The sequence below is a fragment of the Nitrosovibrio sp. Nv6 genome (assembly GCF_900110495.1).
Taxonomy (GTDB): domain Bacteria; phylum Pseudomonadota; class Gammaproteobacteria; order Burkholderiales; family Nitrosomonadaceae; genus Nitrosospira.
The window spans coordinates 1087600-1111910 of sequence record NZ_FODX01000001.1 but is presented as its reverse complement, the minus strand read 5'-3'; the positions used below and the strand labels follow the sequence as shown (position 1 = coordinate 1111910).

Sequence of the window (24311 nt, the reverse complement as noted above, 5' to 3'; positions counted from 1 at the left end):
TAAACCAGCGGGCTTGTTGCAGAGGTTTTCGTACCGGTCGCGAAAGTCGTATTGACCCTTCATTCTGGTGAGCGTAGAGTTTGATCGAGGAATGCTTGAACTTTATTTCGTCGAGTTCGAGTGTATTCCGCTTCACGCTGGAGGATAATGCCATGCCTGACTATCACCTCCTTCCCGCACAGCGCCTGACAGGTACTGTCCGGGTAGTTTTCTCCGCCCCGCCCAAACCTGTAACGCTGACATCGCCCGCCCTTGATGTGATGACCGATCTGCGGAACATCCATGCCGCCATAATCGGACCGCATATGACAATGGAGTCCGCTAACGCATACATGATGCAACGCGGCGTACGTTCCTTGCTCGTATTAGACCAGGATAAGCTTCTCTGCGGTATTATCACCGCAACCGATGTACTCGGTGAAAAGCCCTTGCGTTTCATCCAGGAGCGGTGTGTAAAGCATAATGAAATTCTGGTTTCCGATATCATGACCCCCCTCGACCGGCTGGAAGCAATTCCTGTCCAGGAAGTTCAGGGCGCCAAGGTCGGAAATGTCATTGCCAGTCTGCGGGATACTGGACGGCAACATACCCTGGTGATAGAAAACGATGTTGACGGTACACCGATGGTGTGCGGCATTTTTTCACTGACGCAAATCGAGAAGCAACTTGGCGCCACAATTTCGTCCATGGAAATTGCCAAGACTTTTACTGAAATCGAGTCGGCATTAATCGCGGGTTAGTACAAGACAGTTGCAATTCCGCGATTACCCCGGTTGGTTCGCGTATCCGTAATTGTTTTTTCTCCTCATAGGGTTATTCCTTGCCATTCCCGGTTCGGGAATGGCAAATTCCCTTGATCCCCGCTTCCCTCCCCAAGGTGGGGCCGCATGGTTGTCGGGATCCGGAATTACGCACGCTATACTGATTTCGATTCCCGTTCGATGCACACTCCCACTCTTTTCACGCTCCGTATCGCGCTGAGTTTCGCCACGCTAACTTTGACCCATGGCGATTTGAATTCCATCAGGATGATTTGCGCGATGTGCTCGGCCAGAGCTTCCAGCAGGGAGAAACGTTTCTGCGAGAGCGCATCGTTGATGCGTTGAACAATAGCGGCATAATCCAGAGCATCCTCGAAATTGTCTGTCTGACAGGCTCGGCTTGCCGGCAACCCGATTTCCAGATCGAGCTGAATGGTTTGTGCGGCATTGAGTTCCCACGGGTAAATGCCAACCAGCGTTTTGACCTTGAGTTCGTGCAGAAAAATGATATCCATGAGGATTTGAGACCCATTCGAGGTGCGTTATTGAAGCTGTTTTTCACGTAGAATCAGCAGCGCAGGGATTCTATTCTATTTGCAAACATGGCGCTAACAAGATGACGCTGCTGGCTTTGATCCTGCTGGCCTATCTGCTCGGCTCCATTTCCTTTGGAGTGCTGGCAAGCTGGCTCTTCCGCCTGCCCGATCCGCGTACCTATGGTTCCAAGAATCCTGGAGCGACGAACGTGCTGCGCAGCGGAAAAAAGGCAGCGGCCGTCTTTACACTGCTGGGCGATGCCGGTAAAGGCTGGCTGTCAGTAGCATTGGCACAATATTTCGCGCCTCCATTGGGGCTGGGCGAAGAAGCGATTGCCATAGTGGCCCTCTCAGTGTTTCTGGGCCATTTATTTCCGGTGTTCTTGCGTTTCAAAGGCGGGAAGGGCGTGGCGACCGCGCTGGGTGTGTTGCTGGGATTTAACCCATGGATGGGATTGCTGGCAGTCGCACTCTGGATTACCGTCGCGGCCATATGGCGTTTCTCATCATTGGCTGCGCTAGCCGCAGCCGCATTCGCACCAGTTTATGCAGTATTTTTTCTCGGCTTCGATGCGCGTACTCTCACAGTTCTTGTGATGTCCTTATTGCTCATCTGGCGACATAAGTCAAATATTGCCAGCCTGGCCGCCGGTAACGAACCGCGTATCGGGAAACGCAGCACGTCATGACTTCGGTGCCATCTCTTGCATTTCCAGATCCCACCGTGCATTTACCGTGAACCTGTTATCGAGCTTCTGCCTCGACATTTCCGATGATTGCAATCGCATTGCTCCGGCGAATGCGATCATGGCGCCATTGTCCGTGCAGAATTCGAGTTCGGGATAAAAAACAGTAGCTCCGATTTTTTCCGCTTTGTATCGGAGATTGCTGCGCAGTTGACGATTCGCCCCAACCCCGCCTGCCACTACCAGTTGAGTAAGGCCAGTCTTTGCAAGTGCGGAGAGTGACTTTTCCGTCAGTACATCGACCACGGCCTCTTGAAAAGCATAGGCAATGGCGCCTCGGATTTGCTGCGTCATTTCCTGTTTATTGACCAGTGTCAGCACGGCTGTTTTCAGGCCGCTGAAGCTGAAATTGAAATTCCCGCTGTGAAGCATGGGGCGGGGAAGCTGGAAGCGTGCGGGTTGACCTGACCGGGAAAATTCATCGGCAAGTTTTGAGAGCGCCGGGCCGCCGGGATAACCCAGCCCCAGCAGTTTAGCGGTCTTGTCAAAAGCTTCTCCCGCCGCATCATCCACAGTTTCGCCGAGTAACCTGTATTGCCCGAGACCATTCACTTCCATCAGCTGGGTATGGCCGCCCGACACCAACAACGCCACGAATGGAAAAACAGGCGCGGGAGTCGACAACAGCGGAGACAGGAGGTGTCCCTCAAGGTGATGAACGCCCAGCACCGGAATTTCCAGCGAAAAGCCAAGTGCGGCCGCTATACTCGCGCCCACCAGCAGTGCTCCTGCCAGGCCCGGTCCCTGAGTGTAGGCGATGGCGCCGAGATCCCGCAGTTCGAATCCGGCCTCGTCGAGAGTGTGACTGATGAGGGGCAGCACCCGCCGGATATGATCTCGGGAGGCAAGTTCAGGGACCACGCCGCCATACTCCCCATGCATTTCGGTCTGCGAATAAAGCGCGTGACTCAACAAGCCGCGCTGCGTGTGGTAAAGCGCTACGCCGGTTTCATCGCATGAAGTTTCAATGCCAAGTACGAGCAAGGGAGAATAATGGAGGAATGACTCTTTTACGACAGTAATGAGTACTTGTTATATAATAACGAGCTGTCTATATTTAAGAGTGATCACACTACCACACATATGAAACATATGGCTGGTGATGATCAATTGTTCAGTAATTTAACTTTTAGAGAGGAACCGCATCTTCATGACCACTATTAAAGTCAAGGAAAACGAACCATTTGAAGTCGCTATGCGACGCTTCAAGCGTACCATAGAAAAAACCGGGCTGCTCACCGAGTTGCGCGCCAGGGAATTTTACGAAAAACCGACTGCCGAGCGCAAGCGCAAGCTGGCCGCCGCGGTTAAACGTACTTACAAGCGTCTGCGCAGCCAGTTGCTTCCGCCGAAACTTTATTAGTCTAAGCCAGTCGAAAAAAGTAATTCCCCATATTCATAAAGGTCTTCCTTGGTTGCGTTCATCGTGAATCTGAAACAGCAAATCGCCGAAGACATGAAGGCCGCAATGCGCGAAGGCGATACCAAACGTCGGGACGCAATCCGGTTGTTGCGGGCGGCAATCAAACAGCGCGAGGTGGATGAGCGTATAGAGCTGGATGATACCGAAGTCGTCGCCGTAATCGAAAAAATGCTCAAACAGCGCAGGGACTCCATCGCCCAATATGAAGCAGCTCAGCGCACTGATTTAGCGGATGCAGAGAAATACGAAGTAAGCGTGCTACAAGCTTATATGCCTCAAGCCCTAAGTGATGGCGAATTGGAAGGGGCCATAAACGAAGCGATTTCCGCTGTTGGAGCGAAAGGACAGCAAGACATGGGGCGGGTGATGGCGGTGCTCAAGTCGGAAATTTCTGGGCGGGCCGATATGGCCAGAGTATCGGCTCTGGTCAAAACGAAGCTCGCCACCTGATACCGCCACTTTCATTAATAGTCGTCGCAAGGCTGTTGCAACAAGCTCAATCACAAATATTGCGGGTACAGAACGTGTGGGAGTGCGTTTTTCCGTTTTCCTGTAGTAAAAAAATAGCTTTTCTGTTTGCACTCCGCTCTGAGACACTATTGTTTGATCCGCTATAAATGATTTCACAATCATTCATTCAGGAACTGCTCAATCGCATAGATATCGTTGATGTCATCGAGCGTGACGTGCCGCTCAGAAAAGCCGGCGCAAATTACACTGCATGCTGCCCATTCCATAGCGAAAAGACCCCCTCATTCACGGTAAGTCCCACCAAGCAGTTTTATCACTGCTTCGGTTGTGGCGCTCATGGTAGCGCCATTGGCTTTGCGATGGAGTATGGTGGCATGAATTTCGTTGAGGCAGTGAATGATCTGGCAAGTCGGGCCGGACTACAGGTTCCCGTGCAGCAGCCGGAGTCCCATAGAGGAACCGAAGAATCGGCGTCTGGCTCCGGCTTGGCGCAGAGCAATGTTCGAGGAACAGAAAATTCTTCCAGGGATCTGCTCGAGGTAACGAGTGTTGCCGCACAATTTTACCGGGAACAGCTCAGGTATTCAAAAAACGCCATTGCCTATTTGAAACAACGCGGCTTGACAGGCCAGACTGCTGCCCGTTTCGGCATTGGCTATGCGCCATCCGGTTGGCAAAACCTGGAGGCTGCATTTTCTGATTACGCGGCAAAAGCGAAAAAAAAGCTGCTGGTAGAGTCCGGGCTGGTAATTGAGAACGATGACGGCAAGTGTTACGACCGGTTCCGCGATCGCATCATGTTTCCCATTATTAACCTTAAAGGAAGGATTGTGGGTTTCGGCGGGCGAATCCTGGAACAGGGAGAGCCCAAATATCTCAATTCCCCCGAAACACCTCTGTTTCAGAAGGGCCGCGAACTTTACAACCTTTTTGCTGCACGCAGGGCCATTCGCGAAGCAGGAAAGGTTATCGTGGTAGAGGGATATATGGATGTAGTGGCGCTTTTTCAGCATGGCATTGAAAATGCCGTTGCTGCGCTGGGTACCGCGACCACGCCTTATCATATCCAGAAGCTCTTGCGCCAGACTGACAGCGTTGTATTTTGTTTCGATGGGGATAACGCCGGCAGAAAAGCGGCATGGCGCGCATTGGAGGATAGCCTTGCCCAGCTTGGGGATGGCAAGACTATCAGTTTTCTCTTCCTGCCGGAGGGCGAGGACCCGGACAGCTACATTCGCAAGTTCGGTAAAGAGGGTTTCGAAGGGTTGCTGAAACAGACATTGCCCCTGTCCGTTTTTCTTTTTAGGGAACTGTCAGCCCGCGTCGACCTCAAAACCAGCGAAGGACGCGCAAAACTCGTGCAGGACGCAAAACCCCTGCTTGCCAGAATTACTGCACCGGCGCTCGCGCTGATGCTGTTAAAAAGATTGGCGGAGATCAGCGGTTTCAGCCAGGGTGAACTGGAGAGTTTACTGAAGCTCAGACGTGTTTCGGCTTCCCTTTCCCGGGAAAAATTGCCAAGACAGCAACCTGCCTCACCTTTCCGCTGGCTGATACAAGTATTGTTATACGATCCGGGTTATATCCGGAAACTGGATAGAGAATTACTTACGCAAGATCAGGAATATTCTGAAGAAGTAGCTGCACTGGCGGCGCTGGTTGAATTTATCGACACTCACCCCAATATTGGAGGAAACACGGCAATACCTTCGGCCATCGCCTATTTTCACGATAGCCCTCATCGTGTTCTTATGGAAAAGGCTGAGAGCCAGACCCTTGCATGGGATAGCGGTATAGACCTGGAAGCGGAATTTGCCGGGGCAATGACGCGTCTGCGTGAAATGAAACGCAAACAGCGAATGGCGGCGTTACACAGCAAGTCCTTGAGCGCTCTTACCCCCGAAGAAAAACAGGAACTCCAGCGCATGGCGGTTTCTTGAAGCGGTGGGCGGACAGTGTAATCGGATCTTGATATAATAGAGAGTTTTTTAATTTCAACTGGCGATACTATCTGGAAGAAACATGGTAAAACCAAAAACACAAGTCAAAGCACCGGAAAAAGCAAAGGCCGGTGCTGTCGGCCGTCCCGTTGATAGGGCGGCAGCGAAAACGGAAGGAAACAATATGAGGAAATCGTCGAGAGGGCAGGCAAAAGAAGCAGCGGCAAAAGCGCTGTTGAAAACGGCTGAGGAAACGCTGGACAATAACGTTACGTCCGCAAAGGCACCCGCCAAGGCCCCCGCTCGCGTGACCGAAATCGCGCGGGCAGTGATTGCGGCCAAGGAACCGAATATGCTTGCAGCCAAAATAGTCAAGGCCAAGGCGGTAAAGGAAGGGAAAGCCGGCCAGGCAAAGGACACCGAGAAGTCTCCGCTCGCGCCCCAAGACCTGGAAGCACGGCGCATGCGTTTGAAGAGCTTGATTGTGCAAGGCAAGGAGCGCGGCTATCTGACTTATGCCGAAATCAACGATCATCTGCCCGACGATATGCTCGATGCCGAGCAGATTGAAAATATCATCAGCATGATCAATGACGTCGGCATCTCTGTTTACGATGAGGCGCCTGACGCAGAAACACTGCTGATGTCCGAGACCGCGCCTACAGTGGCCGATGAAGATGTGGTGGAAGAAGCTGAAGCGGCGCTTTCCACAGTTGATTCCGAGTTTGGGCGCACTACCGATCCGGTGCGCATGTACATGCGTGAAATGGGTTCGGTGGAATTGCTCACGCGCGAGAGCGAAATCGAGATCGCGAAGCGTATCGAGGATGGGTTAAAACATATGATCCAGGCGATTTCCGCCTGCCCGACCACCATAGCCGGAATTCTCGATCTCGCCGACAAGGTAGCGAAAGATGAGATGCGCATCGATGAGCTGGTTGATGGATTGCTGGATCCCAATGCCGAAGAATTGCTCGGTGAAGAAATCTCCGATGAATCGCTGGAGCAGGAACTGAGCGAGGAAAGCTCAGAAGATGAAGATGTCGCCGCGATAGCAAATGCCAACTTGCTGAAATTGAAAAATGATGCATTGGAGCGTTTTGCTGTGATTCAGAATGCATATGTCGAGATGCAGAAGGCGCTGGAAAAAAAGGGATCGGGCAACAAGGCATATAAGGACATACAGGAGCGGATTTCAGCCGAACTGATGGCGATTCGTTTCTCCGCGAAAATGGTTGAAAGGCTTTGCGACACCCAACGCGGGCTGGTGGACGAAATGCGGAGCTATGAGCGTAAAATCATGGAATTGTGCGTGACCAAGGCGGGGATGCCGCGTAGTCATTTTATTAAAGCTTTTCCCGGCCAAGAGAGTAATCTGGACTGGGTGGCGGGGGAAGTCGCGCTTGGCAAGCCTTATAGCCAGACATTGGAACGTTACCTGCCTGATGTCGTGGAGCAGCAGCAAAACCTGCTGGCGCTGCAAAAACAGGTTGGCATTCCCTTGAAAGAACTCAAGGAAATCAACCGCCGGATGTCTACCGGAGAAGCCAAGGCGCGCCGGGCGAAACGGGAAATGACCGAAGCGAACTTGCGGCTGGTGATTTCCATCGCCAAGAAATATACCAACCGGGGATTGCAGTTTCTTGACCTCATCCAGGAAGGTAACATCGGACTCATGAAGGCTGTGGATAAATTTGAATACCGGCGTGGATACAAATTCTCCACTTATGCCACCTGGTGGATTCGTCAGGCTATCACCCGTTCCATCGCCGACCAGGCGCGCACGATTCGTATCCCGGTGCACATGATCGAGACCATCAACAAGATGAACCGGATCTCGCGCCAGATTTTGCAGGAAACCGGGCAGGAGCCGGAGCCCGCGCTTCTGGCACAGAAAATGGAAATGCCTGAAGAGAAAATTCGTAAAATCCTCAAAATTTCCAAGGAGCCGATCTCCATGGAAACGCCGATTGGCGACGATGAGGATTCTCACTTGGGTGATTTCATTGAGGACTCTGCCACCATGGCCCCGGCAGACGCGGCGGTTTACGCCAGCCTGCGGGATGTTACGAAGGATATACTGGACTCGCTGACGCCGCGTGAAGCGAAAGTGCTGCGCATGCGTTTCGGCATCGAAATGAATACCGACCACACCCTGGAAGAAGTCGGTAAGCAGTTCGACGTAACCCGTGAGCGCATTCGTCAGATCGAGGCCAAGGCACTGCGAAAACTGCGTCATCCTTCGCGTTCCGAACGTCTGCGGAGTTTCCTGGATACCGAAGGCTGACCGGCTTTCGGTATTTCCACTTTTAGTTGTTAATCGGGTCTGTAGCTCAGTTGGTTAGAGCAGGGGACTCATAATCCCTTGGTCGCTGGTTCGAGTCCAGCCAGACCCACCAATTTTATCAAGCACTTATGAGCGATTGTTAGAATAACGTCATTTCATGGGTGCGGATTTTTTTGTCGAAGGCAATCTCAGGATTAGCTCTTTTATCCTCTCCGGATACAGGTGGGAGTATCTTTCTGTAGACTGCACAGAGTCATGATTTAAGACTCTTCCAACCTCTCCCAGGGTGGCGCCAGACGATAGTAGCGCGGACGCAAGAGAATGCCGCTCATCATGCAATCGCAAGTGGTTCAGCCCTGCGGCCTTCCGCGCCTTCCAAAATCTCTTGTAATAGTAAGTCTCGGCCCACTTGAACGGAATAAACGCGAGCGCGTCTATGGCGTCAGGATGCACCGGTATCATGTGCGGCGTTCCGTTCTTGGAGTCAGGCAGACTGATCCATGCTTGCTCGTGCGTCGTGATTATCTGCTCTGGCTTGAGCGTGAGTATTTCTGAGCGCCAGCGCAGGCCGGTATAAAAGGCGAGTTTGAATATTGCGGCCGCTTCCGGATCATCGCAATTCGCCAGCAGTTTGTTATGGAGCTCGTCTTGATTGATGTAGACCTGTCGTTTATTGTTGACGGTCGGCATGATGATTTTATCCGTATAGTCACGGTCTCCAATGTCGTGATGTTTGTAGGCATACCTGACGGCGGCTTTGAGATAAGACAGGCGATTCCGGATAGTTGCTGGAGCTAGGCCGGGGTTATCTTTCTGGTATTGCCTGGCAATCTTCCCAAGTTCATCCAGTTTTTTCCCGCTTATGAGAGGATACAAAAGGAAAAGGTCTTGAGCCGCTTTCTTGCCGTTTTTCAGACGCGGAATTCTGTGATCTAGATATAGCTGTACAGCTTCGATTATCTCTGGCTTTGGTTTTTCGAGTCCACTAGCGACAGCGTAAATACGGCCGCTTTCCTGCCGGTCGTAGGCGTGGGCTTGATCCTGACTCCAGCTCTCCGGAAGGAGGCAAGAACGTCTGACCCTTTCGTTGCCGACGATTCGATTGAACTCGAAACGCCAGCGCTTATTTTTCTTGTCGTATCGGATCGGCATGATTTCTTGAAAGCGTCGAGGTCTGACTGCTCATAACGTGTAACTCGGGGCCCGTAAATAATACGTGGTATACGCCCCTGCTGCACGAAATAATAGAAGGTGCGGAGAGGTAGGCCAAGATACTTTGCGGCCTCTGGCGCGGTCAGGTCGCTCACTTCAACTTCCCCTCACCCCTAAGTCGCTCCTTCAACTCCGGATCCAGCTTCGGCAGCGGCATCCAAGCGGCCATACCGTTCTGCCATATACCGATTGCGAGAGTTCCACCTTCATTGAGCATGAGTATCTTGCTACCCTTTGGCGGCGGATTGTCATCGGGGTGCTGCCAACCGGAGGGCGCTGCGGCGTGGTATTTCATAATTCCCTGTACGCTACAATATCGCCATAGTTGACGTTATGCTGATCGTGAGTCCACGTTAGATCACTTGCAACCCACTGGCGCACGGTGCCATCTCTTGTCTTGATTTCAATGAGGGCTTCCGGAGAGACAGGGCATTCGCCGCCGGGCCATTGAATCATCGACTCTTCTGCCAATTCAGCCAGCACATCACCATGACAAGGCAGGGGAGCGCACCAGCAAGCGATTGTCTTACCCTTAAGTTCGTGCAGCGAGTTCATCAAATGTGGCTGCGTTACAACCCATTCCCGATATGCTTGAACAACGCTGGAGCGCGAACCGTATTCGCTCATCGTGAACGGATTACCCCATTTCGACGGTCTGCCGATATAGACGTCGTATTTCGATTTCTTGCAGTGAACGACTGTTGTTGTCACTTCCCCTCCTGGTAGCGTGCGAGGATTGCTTCTATCTTCTTAGAGTCTCCGAAACGGAGCGTGTGCAGCAGCTCGTCACGCTCTTTCTCTGCTTCTAGCCTTGCGCGCATTTCTCCTTGCAGGCTCTGGTAAAGTTGGGCGTTGTCATGCACAAGGCCATCATGTTCATTCCAGCAAGCTACAAGGCGGCGGGCGTTTTCTGCATCTTCCGCGTCAGATTTATTTTGTGTCTCAGTGCTGGCGACATATTTTTCGTTGTCATCAAAAACGCAATGCTGCCCCGGCGCTACTGTCAATTTCCCTTCCGTATGGCTCATGATTTATCCTTGTTCAGTTCGGCGCGGAGCATGGTGTATGCAATGCGAAGTTTTTCTCTATCCGTAACCCAATCACGCGGCTTGAGGTCATCATACGGTTCAAGGGCGAACATTGCCTTCTCCGCCGCCTTCCTCAGTCCGTCGTTGTCTGGGTGGGCGTAGAGCCGAACAGTTTCGTGACCAGTGCGAAATTTAGATGGGAATAAGATCAGATAATCGGAACATCCTTCCATGAAGTCATTCAATTTGTCCGATCTCACAATGCCAACCGGCTCAACCTCTGGCGCTGGCGGTGCCGGGTCGACTGCGATCTGGTCTTTAAATGCCTTATCGCATTCAGCCATGAAAGCCATGAACCGCACACAGTCCGCTTCCTTCAACGAGAAACTTACTGGCGGCAGTCCATCTTCAAGATCAAAATTCATTACTGGCATTTCGTCTCCTTCATTTGTGTCGTCGAGAATGGGTGGTGAATTTGTTTGGCGGCGAGATAAGCATCTCTAGCGCCATCTGGGTTATCGAAAATCCCCAGGTCAATTTCTTTTCCGTACACTTTGATACGAGCCCGCCAGTACTTTCCGCGCCTCCAACATTGCGTCAGCAACCATGTATGCTTCGTACGCAAGGGATGCTGCAGTGTGCAACTCTATCTCGTCACACTCAGGGTGTGCCACCAATCCAGCTAGAGCCTTTGCCGCAAAGTAATCCCTGAGTGTCATGCCTGTCGCCCGTTCATCCCAGAACTGCGCCGGAAACGCCGGTCCACCGTTATCTTCTATGCTCATGTTCGTCTCCATCAAAACGGGCAATCGCCCAAGTCGCCAGCGTCATCCGGGAATGGATCGCTCGTCTTGGACCTGCTTTGCTGATTCGGCTCAAACTTCGGCTTCAAGGCAATGCTCATAAACTTGCCCTTTGTGCCTTCCTTGATCCAGGCTGAAAGCTCGAAATGTTCGCCGGACGGGGATAGCGCGCTGCCGGTATAGTCTGGCGCTTTCGGGTTATCACCCTTTTTTGTGTTCCTGAATAAAACCCCGCTGCCGGGGCGTTGTTCGAATGCCATTTATGCAATCTCCTTTGGATCGGGCATTGCCATTAAAGAGGAAATCATTTTTTCCCTTTTGGTTTCGCTGCGGTATTTCCTCAGCGCACTCATCCGATCTTTCGGGATCAGGTACTTAAAGCTGCTGGCCGTCTCCGGGTCTGTGCCGGACATCATTTCGTCATATACGGCATTGGCCCCGGCCATATCTCCGCTCGCGAAGCATCTGCCGAACTCATCGGCTTTCGCCTCTATCTCTTCCCGATCCTCTTCCGGCAAATGATCAAAACAGGATTTGCCAATAGACTTCGCGGACTCTCTTTGGGGCGTGATGTCTTTCTCGATGATTCGCTCTGCCTCGTCCTGGTCGAATATCCCAACGAATCCAAAGGCGATACGGGCGCACTGTATGAGGGCTTTATGGCGATGCATCCGGTTCGGGTGTGTATCCCATGGGGTGGGATAGCTGAGCTTCCTGACGACCTCGGAGAAGTATTCGCGAACCACGGTAGGATGAGTCCTATCCTTGCGGTAGATGACGCACTCAACCCACTCGTGACAGGTAATACCCTTGTGAGGGACCGTCGCCTCACTGAAACGGAAGTCGATACCATCAAGCTCGTGTTTCTCGTTGATGATGCGCGACCATCCATCCACGCCTACCACCGGCACGATTCCACCCTTGTCGGGGAAAGCGTAAATTTCCTTTGTCCAAGGGTTTAAACCATATTGATCGGCAACCACCAGCAATGCCATCATCTGTTCATTACTGACCTGCTTATCCTTGACCTTGAACGCGGTTTCCTTGAGCGTGTTCATCATCTTCTCGGGGTCAACCCCGAACCTATCGGCCATCTTGGCCACCAAGCCTTGTTTCTTCACAACTGCTAAATCATTCATATTTCACCTCTGTTTAAATTAGTCCCGGCTGTCTACACCCATGCCGGGGGATGGTTAGGGAGGATCAGGTAGACTCTGGCGGTGTGATCTCGACTTCTTGCCAGTCGGTAAGCCATTCTCTGAAGCGGCTGTCACCCCCATGAAATTGCTCGGCCTGTTCAGTGGAAATGAGGAATGGATAAAATCCGGTACCATCTGCTATAAGACCCACCCGATACCGCACGGTTATTTTTTTAGGGGCCATACGGAGGTTGCATTCGTCTACCGGGACATATCCATTCTTGGAATAAATGACGATCTCGTGGCCGTGTGTCCCGATAAAATCGGCCGGCACAATTCCGTTTTCTGTCTTAAATTCAATCGGCTCCCCGGCCTTCGCTGCTTCTAAATCAAAGGGCTTGCTCATGAATTCACCTTGTACTCTTCTTGAAACGCGATCAGCTCTTCAGAAGACATCTCGATTGGGCCAAATACCCCTTCTTCCGGGTACTCTGCCATCCAGTAATATGTGCCATCTGGCATACGCTCTCCGCTATGCGAGACACGGCCTGTCATGTACTCAAAGCAGACTTCCGTTTCCAGATCGTCTTGGTCTGGAGCATCCCCTATCAAATCTTTTAGAGCCTTTTGAATCTGTTCCGCAGTTAGTCTAATCATCTGTTGATCTCCTTATGTTTTGACGCCGCCAGATCGACCGCATCATTAAAATTCGCAGCCGAAGTTTCTTCGCCATCACAGATAATCACGTGCCGGCCTAGCGTTGTCTTCGTCGGTCTAACGTATTTGTAGTTGTCGCAATACTCTTTAAACCACTCCCAGCGTTCTGGATCAGTCATGGACAAGGGCTCTGGCCGAGATTCAACGACCGAAAAACGCTCACGCTGCGCCAGAATCGTTTCGTCGCTTGGTGATAGGGCGCTATCGCTGTGCCAGTTGAGGGCTTCTAGGGCGGTCATGAGTTGTCTGCCTCGGCCGTCTGGTTATGCTCTGCCACCGCATTATTGAATTCGCTGATGAGCGTTCCGACTGGATCATCTCCATCTACTCCTGGCATTTTTTCGTGCAGGGAATGAATTACCCTCAACTCTGCAATCAGATGCTGAGGCCCCATAAATGCGGTTAAGACGCTGCGTAATGCATCGGCGCTTACTGTTACCTTCTCCATCTTCCCCTCCTGTAGTAACTACTTAATGCATGCACTTATTTACCGAACGCCTCACGCATGCTGAACAAAAATTCATCAGTCCATTGCAAGGCTAGCGCCGAAGCCTGATTGGTCTCTGGCGTATCGCCCTTATTGATACCCATAAAGAATCTCTCTATCGGTCGGCTTGAATTCGGTTTTAAAGCACCAAGATCGTTGTATTTTTCTTGCCGTATATTCGCGATGGTTCCGACGAGACACGCGCATTCCCCCTCGTAAGTTGATCCATCTACCCGGCCATCAATTAAAGCCTGTCGCAATCCCGCAACTTCGCGTGGCACGGCGGCCAGAACCGACCATAGGTCATCTCGTATAGGCGTCAGGTCGGCACCGCTCAGGTTGGCACGGCTCAGGTCGGCACCGCTCAGGTTGGCACGGCTCAGGTCGGCATCGCTCAGGTAGGCACCGCTCAGGTCGGCACCGCTCAGGTTGGCACGGCTCAGGTCGGCATCGCTCAGGTCGGCATCGCTCAGGTAGGCACCGCTCAGGTCGGCACCGCTCAGGTCGGCACGGCTCAGGTCGGCATCGCTCAGGTAGGCACCGCTCAGGTCGGCATCGCTCAGGTTGGCACCGCTCAGGTCGGCGTAATTTTTAACCGCCGCCTCGACGCACCGCTTAAAACTGCCGCATTCCAGACTAAAACTAACTGACCCGGTAAATCTATTTTTTATTTCAAATAACATATTTCCTCCTGTAGTAACTGAATGAAGAGTGACCCGTACTGATCTCGGGCTTGTTTGAACCACCTCTAGCCTTGGCCGCGCATTTTGTCCATCTTGGAACCTTGCGGTTTTCAACCTTTTGGAATGCCGCCAACAGTGAGCATGTAGAGCAACGCATCAGCCTGCGTTATTCCTTGTAAGGAACCCACTCTTCGGAAGAGACTTTCAGGTTCCGGTAGCTTTGTGAGTAGACCGGACGCCACCCCAACTTCTTAAGCAAAGCCTCTGAAAGTCCCTTCCGAAAAGGGCTAGGTGTTACCAGCACCTAGCACCGCGATAAACTTAATCTTCCCGATCCTGATTTGCTGCGACTGCTCCGAATAACAAGCCAGTAGCAACCGATAGCGCGAACCAGACTGCGGCGAACTGCAATGCATAGATCAGCATGATTTGCTCCTAGGTAGTAATCTGAAACGCCCTTCTTATGTCCTTGTATTTCTCAGCCATGAACATGCGGTAATCATCAAAGCCCGCCGCCGTTACATTGCTTCTTGCATGGGAATTCGCCATAACATCCGGCATGTACACGTTCCAATAATCCCCGCCCGCCTTCACCGCTTCTGCGTATACGTTCACGTTTTTCTCCTTATCAAATTCGCCGATTCCCAAGATTTCCCGTCGATGAATTACGGCTAGGACGGTATTGCGTTATCTGTAAGCTGCATTACCAGCGGGCCACATACAGATACGATCTTGAGCAACCATGCGCGAGGCTGACCGCGCTAAAACACTTCTTAGGTAGTTCCCTAGCCAACCGCAAAAATTCGTTGCTTATTGCTCTTTTCCTTCCCGCGCTCGACGTCTCATGGAAGGCGTTTCATTTGATCGTTGCCGTTTTGTGCGGCATGGGTGAATAATAAACAAACTGTTTAGCAATGTCAAACGAAATGTGTAGTTTTCTGCTACAATACGCCTAACGCTGATGATTTGAAGTTTTCTGAAGGCAAAAAAATACCCGCTTGGAGCGGGTTAGTTTAGGAGGGGATTAGATGGAATCAGATTGGGTTCTGAGAGATGCAGTACACCCCATGTCTAAGGAAGATTCACAGAAATTGGATGAACATCTTCGATCAAGGAATGCCGGTAGCAATCTGAACTTGCCACCCAATGTAGAGGATCAGAGAGTGCCGCTCAGCTTCACACCCCTTTGCGACGCACCATTCGGAAAAATCGTCAGGTACTATGTTGATCTGGACTACTTTGCGCCCCGCAGCCTCATGGAGATTGCGCGTATTATGAGTATCCGCGATCCATTGATCGTAGGAGACAACCAGTTCATTGCCATTATTAACGAGCGCGTATAGTTTTGGGTAATCCTCCCTTGAGCACCAGGGAATGCCAACTACATCGCCGTAGGATGAAATGTGCTTGTCCATCAATTTATTGAGGATGAAATATGGCTTGTAAGTGCCAGCAGGACTACCACCCCAAATTTGCCAAGTTCTGGGAGGACTACAAAGCCCAAGAGCCTGTGCCTATTCACGTAGATAACTTCCCTTTCGGGGCGTGGGTTAAGGGGCCGGATTGGGATAAGATGCCAGCATTTCTGCCAGCTTGCGAACAGCTGTGTCCCGAAGCTGAAAGGCTACTCTCGAACCAGCTTCATCGCGAAAGGAGAGAAGCAGCCCTCCGTTCTCAAGAGGATCAAATAACTCAAGCTCCTCTAAAACGCGCATGTATCCCTGAGAAATAGAATCTTTATCCATTGCTACCTCATTTTTCTCCATTCCCAAGGCGGAGCATGGGTGACACCTAAATCAACAGTCGTTGCCTGTGAAGTTTGTGGAAACCACGAGACCATTCTCAAGTTCAAACGTAGTTTGGCACGAGTAACTAGCAGCCATTCCTCTGTAAGCAGCCACACGGGAAGATTGATACGTCAAGAACTTTCGTCCATCGGATTCGTACGCGCGATGCGGCGCACCCCAGGATCGAATTAGCTCCGACTCAGTAGCCCCTTTGAATGAAGCGAGCTTTTTTTCGTACATAGCGGCACAACCCGATAGAGCTAGTACGAGTAAAATAGCTATCTTTTTTTTCAATTCCCTCTCCCTTTGCAAATTATTGACTCCGCGATTTTTATATATTCTTCGCGCATGGGATATTGGACTTAGGTACTACTTTTCCCTTCCGATAGCCCTCATCACCAGGCGATACAACAGGACTACAACAGTGCCTATCGCAAACGCCGGGCTCTCATACAAGAGGCCGGTTGTATTAGCCCTGTACTTTTTTTTCTTGTCAGTGAATGTGTATGCAAGCCCGCTAACATCCCCGCGCCTTGCCCCGTCCAGCAACATTTCTAAAGCTTCAACAGTATCATGGGAAATAGGGCTTGCGACGAATTTAAATGGTCCTGTCATTTTTGTTTCCTCTTCTCTAATTGCTTGGGTTCGTCTTCTGAATATGTGAACGCACTTGAATCGACAGCGTCACCGTAGGCTTCCTCTCCCATCCGCCGCTTTGGATTATGCTCCACATCTTTTTTCCGGCGCTCGAACGGCCTGGACAATAGTTCTCCCACTTTCAGCAGAGCGTCCCGCGCATCTTTGTCGATCCGGCTCATCAACGAAAGCATTTGCCTCTGTTCCTTGGTGAGAGAAGAGTCGGCCTGGATGCTTGTGGGTTTTGTCATTTCTCCACGCCCTGTCGCTATCCACTTCGGTAAAACTCCGATCTTCTCTTCAATCTTGACCAGCTTGCTGTTCGGCACCCCCCTGGTTTTCCAGTTTTGGATGGTTTGGTCCGATATTCCGAGCAGGCGGGCAACCTCAGCCGGGTTATCGCCCTTATCCAGTTCTTTCGCTGCCCTTAGCAGGCGCGTATAGCTATCTTCCATTTTGTTTAGTTTATGCAATGGAAGCATGGCCATGTTACACATATTGTTTGACAAACTACACATATTGTTTATAATTATTCACACTATGAAAAAATTCAATAAATACGCACAAATCATTAACTCCCTTGGCGGCTCTGCTCAGGTAGCCCGCGACCTCAACTTCAGCCCCGAAAACGGGGTCCAGAGAGTCAACAATTGGAAGAGTCGCGGCATCCCCTCAAGGGTTTTACTGAACCACAAGGAATACTTTGACCGTGTAAATCATAACCAACTGCTTGCCGCCGATACCAAAGCCCCCGCGGTTGCCTAAGCATGGCAAGGGAGCCAGTAACACGCAAAGACCGTAACGACATACCCAAGCAGATTCTAATGTCCTGGGACTTGTGCAAGCGCAGCGAGAAACGCGCTGACGAGCTGGACAAGCCGTATTCCAGGTACATAAGAGACCTCATAAAAGAGGATTTGAAACGCGCTCAGACGGAAAGATTATCGCAACAAAAGCAGGCCAATAGCGATATGGAAAATCATGACATTCTCAACAGGCTGGCTAGCCTATTGACAAACCCGAAGGCGGCTGAACTGCTGAGCTTGATTGTTGATGGAAAGAAGGGAGGGAGGAAGTGAAAACACAAGTTTCTGATACCAGTATTTCCGCTTATCGCGCATTGCCAGTCAAGCAGTTGGCGACTCAGGCGGATCGTATCTGCGACATCGTTACGTCACATCTCAATACATGGGGCGGCAATCTTAGCTTGAGAGAAATCAAGCAGATACACATGCGACTACACGGCGATATAGAGCTATCCACTGTATCAGCCAGGGTAAATGCACTGGTCGCAGCAGGGCGCCTGGAGCGGCTTGAGACGACGCGCAAATGCTCTATTTCTGGGATACATATTCATCCTGTTCGGGTGGCGCTGCAATGAAACCTAAATTCCGGCCAGCATTACGGGCAGCACAGAAGATCAGGACAGCGGCGAACAAGCGTAGAGCGGTCCTGTTTTGGTGCAAGCAGGTTAAGAAGGCATTGGGTTGATGAACATGGGCGCGCTAGGAACTACATACCCGAACGGTGAGATTACTCCCCTCATCAGCGCGCGCCCTTCTTTTTGGGAGTACCGGTATGTAGCCGGATTTTTGAAGGAGTCAAAAATGAAGATGTACCCGTTAGAAGTATCCAGTAAAGACGATTTGATATTTATCAGCCAGTCTCAAGACGGCGCGTTCGATAAGGTTATTACGCTCCACAGAGAGCAGGCGTCGATTTTATCGGAGTGGATAAAAAATGAATATTGCGCGCACCAGACAGAGGTTCGTCCGGTAGGTTTCGATGCGTGGCGGGAGAGAAACCATGAAGTGGTTTAAGCATCAATCCTCCGCCAGAAATGACGAGAGATTAGCCCGTCTTGAAGATAAAGCGGGCCTGGAAGGGTACGGCTTTTACTTCAAGATGCTTGAAATAGTAGCCGAGATCGTTGACGAGACAGACCGTCATGAGGTCACTTACAGCCTGTCGAGATGGGGTCGTCAGGCAAACATCACGTCAAAGAAATTCATTTTTCTTGCTCAATGTTGCGCTGACGTTGGCCTGATGATTGTTCAACGTTGTGATAACGATTGCACCATCAGAATTCCTAACCTATTGAAATATAGGGACAACCATACAAAAAACTTGCAAGCGACTTGTAAGCAAGAATTAGAAGTAGAAATAGATAAAGAAGTAGATAAAGACTTGGCGAATAACGCGAGCGAGTTATCCGACATTCCAGATCTTATTGATTCAAATAATCAAGACGAAAAGATCGTTTCCATAAAGACGAATCAAAAGAAAAAAGAATCACCTTTCCCTGCAGACTTTTTTGTTTCCGAGGATATGGTCAAGTGGGCGGTCAAGCTGGGGGTAAGCCAAGATCAGCTCGAGCCGATTAGCCTCCATTTCAGGGATCACCACACGGCGCGCGGAAATAAATTTATTGACTGGAATGCCGCATGGCGCACATGGATGCGGAATTCGGTCGGAAGGTTTCAGGTGAGGAAGTGAGCGTAGAAGCGGAACAGAGTTTAATCGGCGCCTTGCTGCGCGACAACTCGGCATACGACCGCATATCCGATTTCCCTGGCAACTCATTTATCCGCGAAGATCACCGGGTAATTTTCCGCTCGATCCAAACGAGGCTGGATGCCGGGAAGCCAGCGGACATAATCCTGATTGCCGAAGCGCTCGAAGCGCATGGCGAACTGGAAAGAGTCGGCGGCTTGCCTTACCTCGGGACGTTGGTTGAAAGCGTTTCCACATCAGCGAATATCAAGCATTACGCCAAACTGATCGAGAATGCCGCAATCTTGAGAAGGCTTAAGGTAAGCGCAGAGGAAATAAGCCTGTCTTGCGACTCCCACGAAAATCCGCGCGACATTGCCGAAGCTGCTGAGCAGAAGATACTCTCCGTACTCGATACGCAAAACTCTGCCCGTGATTATGTCCACATCAAGGAAGCGGTAGCGGAAGCCGTGGAATGGGAAGATTCAGACCATGCCGGATTATCCACGGGGCTGCGCGACCTTGATCGGTTGATTGGCGGGATGGTTGCGCCTGACCTGGTACTGATCGCCGGAAGGCCTTCAATGGGGAAAACTGCCCTTGCCATACAGATCGCTGAGTCCGTATCCAAGACCGATCCCGCCGCAGTTTTCTCGCTCGAAATGAGCCGACGCCAGATCGCCAGCCGGATGCTTAAGTATCACTCTGCAACAACAAATCTCAGCGAAGCGGTGCGTCACCTGTATGGCTTAAATATGCAAATCGACGACACTCCCGCGGTAAGCATCGGCCACATCCGTTCGCGCTGCCGGCGCATCAAACGCCAGCATGGGCTATCCCTGATCGTTATTGACTACCTGCAACTAATGAAAGGGCAGGGCGATAACCGCACCCAGGAGATAGGCAGCATCTCCCGCGGACTGAAATCAATAGCGAAGGAATTCGGCGTTCCGGTAATCGCGCTATCCCAACTCAGCCGGGAAGTAGAAAAGCGCGGCGACAAGCGGCCGGTAATGTCGGATTTACGCGACTCGGGCGAGATCGAGCAGGACGCCGACTTAATCCTGTTTGTTTATCGCGATGAGGTTTATGACGACATGAGTGAAGCGAGAGGCACGGCCGAGATCATCTGCCGCAAGAACAGGAACGGCGCGATAGGCGACTGTAGGCTGACCTTCCAGGGCGAATTTACGAGGTTTGGTAATTACGATGGGGCGCGCATAGAGCGTTCAGTGGCGCGCGTTGAGCGTGGCTTTAAGGTGGGTATGTGATGGGTTACTCAACCGCTCCCACATCTATGCTTTCCCCCGATATGCGCCAGACACCAGAGAACGTGCGGAAGGTGCTGGATATTGCGGGATGGACTCAGAAAGAAGCCATCGATGCAATGGAGGGAGAAATGCCGATTAGTGATCTCGTGTACGCGATGAGAGGAACGAGGCTGATGCCAGATGATCAGTGGAAAAAGTTGCTCGATGTGGCCGGAAAGAGGTCGTTTGATCATGATGGGGAATCAGCGTGATCTACGGCTCCGTATGCTCCGGAATAGAGGCGGCCAGCGTGAAGCGAGGCAACGCAATAAATAGAGTTGGCACACGATATGGCCGGCTGATGGTGATTTCAGAAGCTGGGCGATCATCGGACGGTCATTTGCTATGGGAATGCATCTGCGATTGCGGGACAAAGTGTTTGGTCCAAAGCAACAACTTTCGATCTGGCGAGAGAAAAGGAACGCAGTCTTGCGGATGCTTAAGGTCAGAGGTTTCTAGCAAGCCAAAAACTGTTTGGAATGCTGGAAAAACGTATCAAATTCATTCCGATGAAGCCGTCTTTAAGAACAGAAAAGCATGGGCGAATGCGGTTCGCAGGACTAAAGGGAGTTCATGCACTCGATGTGGATGGGATAAAGCCACTTGCGACGTTCATCACATCATCCCGAGATGCAAGGGCGGACTAAACACTGTTACGAACGGCGAGGTTATTTGCCCGAACTGTCACCGCATAGAACACGAGGCAGGCAAATGAGATTCTTGTCCCTGTTCAGCGGAATCGAGGCGGCAAGCATGGCCTGGCTCCCTCTTGGATGGGAATGCGCTGGTGTGGCCGAGATTGAGAAATTCCCTTGCGCCGTGCTCGCGCATCACTACCCGGATGTTCCAAATCTTGGAGATATTACCAAGATTACCAAGGAACAAATAGAAAGGCTTGGGCATATTGATTTGGTCGTTGGTGGCTTCCCTTGTCAGGATTTGAGTATCGCAGGAAAGAGAAGAGGGTTAAAAAATGAGGACGGAAGCAACACGAGAAGCGGACTTTTTTTCGACGCAATGCGGATTGTTCGATGGACAAACGCAAGATATGTCCTGCTCGAGAACGTACCAGGAATCTACAGCAGCAACGGCGGCAGAGACTTTGCTTCCATGGTTGGAGAAATACTTGGGATCAAATTTGGCGTACCGGCAGATGGATGGCGAAACACCGGAGTTGCTGCGAGCGAAAGAGGGTTATTCGAGTGGGCAACTCTGGATGCGCAATGGTTCGGAGTTCCGCAGAGGCGCCGTCGCATGTTCGCTCTCGCAGATTTTGGAAACTGGAGAAGTAGACCGCCGGTACTTTTTGAGCGCCACAGCCTGTCGGGGAATCCTGCGCCGAGCAGAAAAGCGGGGAAAGTCGCTCCCACAATCCCTAGCCGAAGCTCTGCGGGCGGTGGCCTTAGGACGGACTTTGACTGCGACGGAGGGCTGATAGTAGGCGCACTCACCGCGCGCGGCGGCCGGAACATGGGACAGGCCAATGACGACGTTGACGGACACAAACTGATATGCGTTGCAACCGGCCAAGCTGGAGCGGAAATGGCTACAGACATGGCTCCTACGCTGAATTGCAACCATGAGGCGCCCTATATCGCAAGGCCGTTACGAGCAAAGGAAAATACAAGCCATAGAGCGGACATGGACACGTATTTACCTGTCGCGCATTCCCTGCGCGACGAAGGCTTTGACGCAAGCGAGGATGGATCGGGGCGGGGTACGCCACTTGTGCCGGTTGATGTGGCTGGAACAATGAAAGCCTGCAAGGACAGCGGTGGATGGAGTAACAGCGCGGATCATGCGGCAGGCAAATCCAGCAAAGAAGTGCTCCGTTCCGGGGTGCAGCGGGAAACATCACTCGAAGGGGTATTGCGGGAAACATGCACAGCAGGCGAGAAGGGGGACGATTGGGAGCGTTCAGAAAAACAAGAGGGAAGTGGCTTTAGCCAGATGGCGGTCAGAAGGTTAACGCCCGTCGAATGTGAGTTTTTACAGGGATTTCCGCGCAACTACACGCTCATCGATGTTCGCGGCAAACCCGCTGCGGATGGCCCGAGATACAAGGCGTTGGGCAACAGCATGGCGGTTCCGGTAATGCACTGGATCGGCAAGCGTATTCAGATGGTGGAACAGATTGCCCAATGACTCCGAAGAATACCGCCGTGAATGCGAAGCGCGCTACGTCATGAAGATGGGCGATGAAAGGAGAAATACCTATTACCAGGGAGTGCTCCAGAAGCGCGGAAAAGCAAAGGCGAACGAGTTGATCGATGACGTGAACCGGATTAGGAAAAAGGAGAAGGCAAATGTTGAGATGTAGGAAGGGTGATTTGGCGATTGTGTTAGAGGGCAAATGGCTGGGTAGAGTTGTCGAGGTTGGCGAGTTTATAGGGTCGGCGATGTTGAGTCAGGTGCTCCATCATGATCTGTGGCTAATCTCTCACAAAGGAAAAGATCGGCATCCGGCGTTTGGCTACCTTTATTGCCAAGAGGATCGTTATCTCCTCCCCATCCGCCCCAGAGACCTGAAAGAAGTTGAGGAAGCGGAGAAGGAGTTGACGGTATGAATATTAAATACGTTGTCGCGCTTTTATCGGTAATGCTTTCTGGGTGCGCTGGAGCATTGGGCAAAATTGATGCCGTCGATTCAACAGAGAGGGGTTTGTCTTACGTCGCGTGCGCGATTGTAACAGCGGCAATCATAGGGTTATTCAGATGACCTTCCGCCGCGCCGCCAAGGTAGACACAAACCAGCCTGAGATAGTCGACGCATTCCGCAAGATGGGCTGCTCTGTGCTGATCATTTCGCAGCTGAAGCGGTGTTGATATGCCAAAAGTTACATTGATCACATTTAACGGGAAAACTCAAAGTTTGAGTAAATGGTCGCGCGAGATCGGGATTGGATGTAGCACATTGCAGAACCGAATAAACATCGGGTGGGATATAGAGAAGGTTATGACGCACCCTCTTGGGCAGAAGACGATGCGGGGCGGCAAGCCTTTGAAGTTAGTGGCTGAAGGAGGGCGTAACTGTAAGAGTTGTGGCATCGATATGCCGTATCTGACACCAGGAACCGCTGGTGCTTACGTAGAAAACTCTAAGAAATATTGCAGCGTGAAGTGCGCTCAAGCAAGACCGGGGACTGTTTTAAAGGGAGAGCTAAATCCGAATTATTCGGATGCTGGTAGGAAGGTTTGTAAGGCGTGTAGCAAGGAATATCGCTCATACAACAAGACTAGTAAATATTGCTCACATGCATGCTACCTATCAACAAAACCAAAAGTTGGTCCTTACGTAAAGAAAGGCCGTCCACCGAAAAAAATATTAGAGCCGAAGCCAAAAATCATACGGGAGGTGGTTTATCAAAAATGTCTTATGTGTGAAAACACGTTTAGAAAGATTCCATCAAACACCCAAAAATATTGTTCATACAAATGCCATCTCGATAGTGGCGGCGCATTCAGGGCAGGGAAGGCGGCAGGGACTATGACTAGGAAATACGGTGCGAAAAAAGATGCAAATCACAAAGAGATAGTTGATGCATTTGAGAAGCTCGGGGCTTGTGTTTTGGACATGTCTACCTTGGGCAGCGGGGTTCCAGACATCCTGGTGATGTGCAAAGGAACGCCCTACATGGTTGATATAAAAAACCCAAAAACAGGATATGGCAAGCGCGGATTAAACCAGAACCAAAAGGAATGGGCGGCTGAATGGAAGGGAGGTCCCGTTTACATGATCAGCACTGTGGATCAGGTGACAGACATGGTTAATGGAAGGCTTGGTTCAATAAAGAGGTTCCCGGAATGAATATAGTTGAGTCGCTGGATGACGTGCTGAGGGTTGTGAAGGAG

The 24311-nt window shown here is 51.3% G+C and carries 36 protein-coding genes, 1 tRNA gene and 2 pseudogenes; 19 read left to right on the top strand and 20 right to left on the bottom strand.

Features of this window, described 5'->3' with window-relative positions; genetic code table 11:
- The first annotated feature begins 152 nt into the window (after positions 1-152).
- Positions 153-740 (top strand): CBS domain-containing protein, encoded by a 588-nt coding sequence (locus BMX66_RS05415; RefSeq protein ID WP_090879075.1) that lies wholly within the window; start codon positions 153-155, stop codon positions 738-740.
- Positions 741-916: 176 nt separating this feature from the next.
- On the opposite strand, the gene BMX66_RS05410 is transcribed toward BMX66_RS05415, so the two are convergent.
- The gene (locus BMX66_RS05410) at positions 917-1276 is read right to left on the bottom strand and encodes a dihydroneopterin aldolase (protein WP_090879073.1); all 360 of its coding nucleotides are present in this window, start codon (positions 1274-1276) and stop codon (positions 917-919) included.
- Positions 1277-1377: 101 nt separating this feature from the next.
- Between BMX66_RS05410 and plsY the strand changes: the two genes are divergently transcribed.
- Positions 1378-1986, top strand: coding sequence for a glycerol-3-phosphate 1-O-acyltransferase PlsY (gene plsY / locus BMX66_RS05405; protein WP_090879071.1), 609 nt, complete (start codon positions 1378-1380; stop codon positions 1984-1986).
- Here plsY and tsaD read toward each other — a convergent pair.
- On the bottom strand, positions 1981-3027 hold the full coding sequence (gene tsaD, locus BMX66_RS05400; protein WP_090879069.1) for a tRNA (adenosine(37)-N6)-threonylcarbamoyltransferase complex transferase subunit TsaD: 1047 nt from the start codon (positions 3025-3027) through the stop codon (positions 1981-1983). The two genes, plsY and tsaD, sit on opposite strands and share 6 nt — an antisense overlap.
- A 166-nt stretch (positions 3028-3193) precedes the next feature.
- Between tsaD and rpsU the strand changes: the two genes are divergently transcribed.
- The 5 genes from rpsU (at position 3194) to BMX66_RS05375 (ending at position 8276) form a co-directional block, all read left to right on the top strand.
- A complete protein-coding gene (rpsU, locus tag BMX66_RS05395; protein WP_004179462.1) occupies positions 3194-3406 on the top strand; it encodes a 30S ribosomal protein S21 in 213 nt (70 codons plus the stop codon).
- Between the two features lie 63 nt (positions 3407-3469).
- Positions 3470-3916, top strand: a complete 447-nt coding sequence (locus tag BMX66_RS05390) for a GatB/YqeY domain-containing protein (protein ID WP_090879912.1) — start codon at positions 3470-3472, stop codon at positions 3914-3916.
- A 167-nt stretch (positions 3917-4083) separates the two neighbouring features.
- On the top strand, positions 4084-5877 hold the full coding sequence (dnaG, locus tag BMX66_RS05385) for a DNA primase (RefSeq protein ID WP_090879066.1): 1794 nt from the start codon (positions 4084-4086) through the stop codon (positions 5875-5877).
- 352 nt (positions 5878-6229) lie between these two features.
- Positions 6230-8164 (top strand): RNA polymerase sigma factor RpoD, encoded by a 1935-nt coding sequence (gene rpoD / locus BMX66_RS05380; protein WP_369826964.1) that lies wholly within the window; start codon positions 6230-6232, stop codon positions 8162-8164.
- Between the two features lie 35 nt (positions 8165-8199).
- Positions 8200-8276 (top strand) — tRNA-Ile (locus BMX66_RS05375).
- A gap of 38 nt (positions 8277-8314) precedes the next feature.
- On the opposite strand, the gene BMX66_RS05370 is transcribed toward BMX66_RS05375, so the two are convergent.
- The 15 genes and pseudogenes from BMX66_RS05370 to BMX66_RS05300 all read right to left on the bottom strand — a co-directional run bounded on the left by BMX66_RS05370 (position 8315) and on the right by BMX66_RS05300 (position 14848).
- Positions 8315-9316 (bottom strand): tyrosine-type recombinase/integrase, encoded by a 1002-nt coding sequence (locus tag BMX66_RS05370; protein WP_090879064.1) that lies wholly within the window; start codon positions 9314-9316, stop codon positions 8315-8317.
- A gap of 14 nt (positions 9317-9330) precedes the next feature.
- Positions 9331-9471: pseudogene (locus tag BMX66_RS16120) on the bottom strand (helix-turn-helix transcriptional regulator); the annotation flags it as partial.
- On the bottom strand, positions 9468-9671 hold the full coding sequence (locus tag BMX66_RS05360; RefSeq protein WP_090879062.1) for a hypothetical protein: 204 nt from the start codon (positions 9669-9671) through the stop codon (positions 9468-9470). The gene BMX66_RS05360 and the pseudogene BMX66_RS16120, both read right to left, overlap by 4 nt.
- Entirely contained in the window at positions 9668-10087 is a 420-nt protein-coding gene (locus BMX66_RS05355) for a DUF4326 domain-containing protein (protein WP_090879060.1), read from the bottom strand. The genes BMX66_RS05360 and BMX66_RS05355 overlap by 4 nt, the downstream gene beginning before the upstream one ends.
- Positions 10084-10404 carry a hypothetical protein gene (locus BMX66_RS05350; RefSeq protein ID WP_090879058.1) on the bottom strand — a complete coding sequence of 107 codons (321 nt, stop codon included), beginning with the start codon at positions 10402-10404 and terminating at the stop codon, positions 10084-10086. Before BMX66_RS05350 ends, BMX66_RS05355 begins: the two co-directional genes overlap by 4 nt.
- Positions 10401-10838, bottom strand: a complete 438-nt coding sequence (locus tag BMX66_RS05345) for a hypothetical protein (RefSeq protein WP_090879056.1) — start codon at positions 10836-10838, stop codon at positions 10401-10403. Before BMX66_RS05345 ends, BMX66_RS05350 begins: the two co-directional genes overlap by 4 nt.
- A 99-nt stretch (positions 10839-10937) precedes the next feature.
- On the bottom strand, positions 10938-11189 hold the full coding sequence (locus tag BMX66_RS05340) for a hypothetical protein (protein ID WP_090879903.1): 252 nt from the start codon (positions 11187-11189) through the stop codon (positions 10938-10940).
- Positions 11190-11200: 11 nt separating this feature from the next.
- Positions 11201-11467 carry a hypothetical protein gene (locus BMX66_RS05335; RefSeq protein ID WP_090879054.1) on the bottom strand — a complete coding sequence of 89 codons (267 nt, stop codon included), beginning with the start codon at positions 11465-11467 and terminating at the stop codon, positions 11201-11203.
- Between the two features lie 306 nt (positions 11468-11773).
- Positions 11774-12328 (bottom strand): annotated as a pseudogene (gene bet, locus BMX66_RS15980) (phage recombination protein Bet); the annotation flags it as partial.
- Between the two features lie 82 nt (positions 12329-12410).
- Positions 12411-12752: a hypothetical protein gene (locus BMX66_RS05325; RefSeq protein ID WP_090879052.1), complete on the bottom strand. Its 342-nt coding sequence runs from the start codon at positions 12750-12752 to the stop codon at positions 12411-12413.
- Positions 12749-13003 carry a hypothetical protein gene (locus tag BMX66_RS05320; protein ID WP_090879050.1) on the bottom strand — a complete coding sequence of 85 codons (255 nt, stop codon included), beginning with the start codon at positions 13001-13003 and terminating at the stop codon, positions 12749-12751. Before BMX66_RS05320 ends, BMX66_RS05325 begins: the two co-directional genes overlap by 4 nt.
- Positions 13000-13302 (bottom strand): hypothetical protein, encoded by a 303-nt coding sequence (locus BMX66_RS05315; protein ID WP_090879049.1) that lies wholly within the window; start codon positions 13300-13302, stop codon positions 13000-13002. The genes BMX66_RS05320 and BMX66_RS05315 overlap by 4 nt, the downstream gene beginning before the upstream one ends.
- A complete protein-coding gene (locus tag BMX66_RS05310) occupies positions 13299-13511 on the bottom strand; it encodes a hypothetical protein (protein ID WP_090879046.1) in 213 nt (70 codons plus the stop codon). Before BMX66_RS05310 ends, BMX66_RS05315 begins: the two co-directional genes overlap by 4 nt.
- A 35-nt stretch (positions 13512-13546) precedes the next feature.
- On the bottom strand, positions 13547-14233 hold the full coding sequence (locus BMX66_RS15790; protein WP_090879044.1) for a pentapeptide repeat-containing protein: 687 nt from the start codon (positions 14231-14233) through the stop codon (positions 13547-13549).
- Between the two features lie 435 nt (positions 14234-14668).
- Entirely contained in the window at positions 14669-14848 is a 180-nt protein-coding gene (locus BMX66_RS05300; RefSeq protein WP_143058205.1) for a hypothetical protein, read from the bottom strand.
- 413 nt (positions 14849-15261) lie between these two features.
- On the opposite strand from BMX66_RS05300, the gene BMX66_RS05295 reads away from it, so the two are divergent.
- Complete coding sequence (locus tag BMX66_RS05295) at positions 15262-15576, top strand: hypothetical protein (protein WP_090879040.1); 315 nt, start codon at positions 15262-15264, stop codon at positions 15574-15576.
- 207 nt (positions 15577-15783) lie between these two features.
- On the opposite strand, the gene BMX66_RS15300 is transcribed toward BMX66_RS05295, so the two are convergent.
- The 3 genes from BMX66_RS15300 to BMX66_RS05275 form a co-directional block, all read right to left on the bottom strand.
- Positions 15784-15978, bottom strand: a complete 195-nt coding sequence (locus BMX66_RS15300) for a hypothetical protein (RefSeq protein WP_143058204.1) — start codon at positions 15976-15978, stop codon at positions 15784-15786.
- A 411-nt stretch (positions 15979-16389) separates the two neighbouring features.
- Positions 16390-16635: a hypothetical protein gene (locus BMX66_RS05280; RefSeq protein ID WP_090879034.1), complete on the bottom strand. Its 246-nt coding sequence runs from the start codon at positions 16633-16635 to the stop codon at positions 16390-16392.
- On the bottom strand, positions 16632-17111 hold the full coding sequence (locus tag BMX66_RS05275; protein WP_158593386.1) for a helix-turn-helix domain-containing protein: 480 nt from the start codon (positions 17109-17111) through the stop codon (positions 16632-16634). The genes BMX66_RS05280 and BMX66_RS05275 overlap by 4 nt, the downstream gene beginning before the upstream one ends.
- A 369-nt stretch (positions 17112-17480) precedes the next feature.
- Between BMX66_RS05275 and BMX66_RS05265 the strand changes: the two genes are divergently transcribed.
- From BMX66_RS05265 to BMX66_RS05215, 11 genes are all read left to right on the top strand, one after another.
- Positions 17481-17735, top strand: coding sequence for a hypothetical protein (locus BMX66_RS05265; RefSeq protein ID WP_143058203.1), 255 nt, complete (start codon positions 17481-17483; stop codon positions 17733-17735).
- Positions 17732-18037: a hypothetical protein gene (locus BMX66_RS05260; protein WP_090879026.1), complete on the top strand. Its 306-nt coding sequence runs from the start codon at positions 17732-17734 to the stop codon at positions 18035-18037. The genes BMX66_RS05265 and BMX66_RS05260 overlap by 4 nt, the downstream gene beginning before the upstream one ends.
- A gap of 226 nt (positions 18038-18263) precedes the next feature.
- Entirely contained in the window at positions 18264-18476 is a 213-nt protein-coding gene (locus BMX66_RS15295) for a hypothetical protein (protein ID WP_143058202.1), read from the top strand.
- A complete protein-coding gene (locus tag BMX66_RS05250) occupies positions 18463-19152 on the top strand; it encodes a DUF4373 domain-containing protein (protein WP_090879021.1) in 690 nt (229 codons plus the stop codon). The genes BMX66_RS15295 and BMX66_RS05250 overlap by 14 nt, the downstream gene beginning before the upstream one ends.
- Positions 19101-20420: a replicative DNA helicase gene (gene dnaB / locus BMX66_RS05245; RefSeq protein ID WP_199679271.1), complete on the top strand. Its 1320-nt coding sequence runs from the start codon at positions 19101-19103 to the stop codon at positions 20418-20420. Before BMX66_RS05250 ends, dnaB begins: the two co-directional genes overlap by 52 nt.
- Positions 20420-20671 (top strand): hypothetical protein, encoded by a 252-nt coding sequence (locus BMX66_RS05240; RefSeq protein WP_090879017.1) that lies wholly within the window; start codon positions 20420-20422, stop codon positions 20669-20671. Before dnaB ends, BMX66_RS05240 begins: the two co-directional genes overlap by 1 nt.
- 89 nt (positions 20672-20760) lie before the next feature.
- Positions 20761-21174: an HNH endonuclease signature motif containing protein gene (locus BMX66_RS16115; protein ID WP_369826963.1), complete on the top strand. Its 414-nt coding sequence runs from the start codon at positions 20761-20763 to the stop codon at positions 21172-21174.
- Positions 21171-22604, top strand: coding sequence for a DNA (cytosine-5-)-methyltransferase (gene dcm, locus BMX66_RS05230; RefSeq protein WP_121169243.1), 1434 nt, complete (start codon positions 21171-21173; stop codon positions 22602-22604). Before BMX66_RS16115 ends, dcm begins: the two co-directional genes overlap by 4 nt.
- A complete protein-coding gene (locus tag BMX66_RS05225) occupies positions 22594-22779 on the top strand; it encodes a DUF7696 family protein (RefSeq protein ID WP_090879011.1) in 186 nt (61 codons plus the stop codon). Before dcm ends, BMX66_RS05225 begins: the two co-directional genes overlap by 11 nt.
- Positions 22766-23026 carry a hypothetical protein gene (locus BMX66_RS05220; RefSeq protein WP_090879009.1) on the top strand — a complete coding sequence of 87 codons (261 nt, stop codon included), beginning with the start codon at positions 22766-22768 and terminating at the stop codon, positions 23024-23026. The genes BMX66_RS05225 and BMX66_RS05220 overlap by 14 nt, the downstream gene beginning before the upstream one ends.
- A 260-nt stretch (positions 23027-23286) precedes the next feature.
- Positions 23287-24267 carry a hypothetical protein gene (locus BMX66_RS05215; protein ID WP_090879007.1) on the top strand — a complete coding sequence of 327 codons (981 nt, stop codon included), beginning with the start codon at positions 23287-23289 and terminating at the stop codon, positions 24265-24267.
- Positions 24268-24311: the final 44 nt, after the last annotated feature.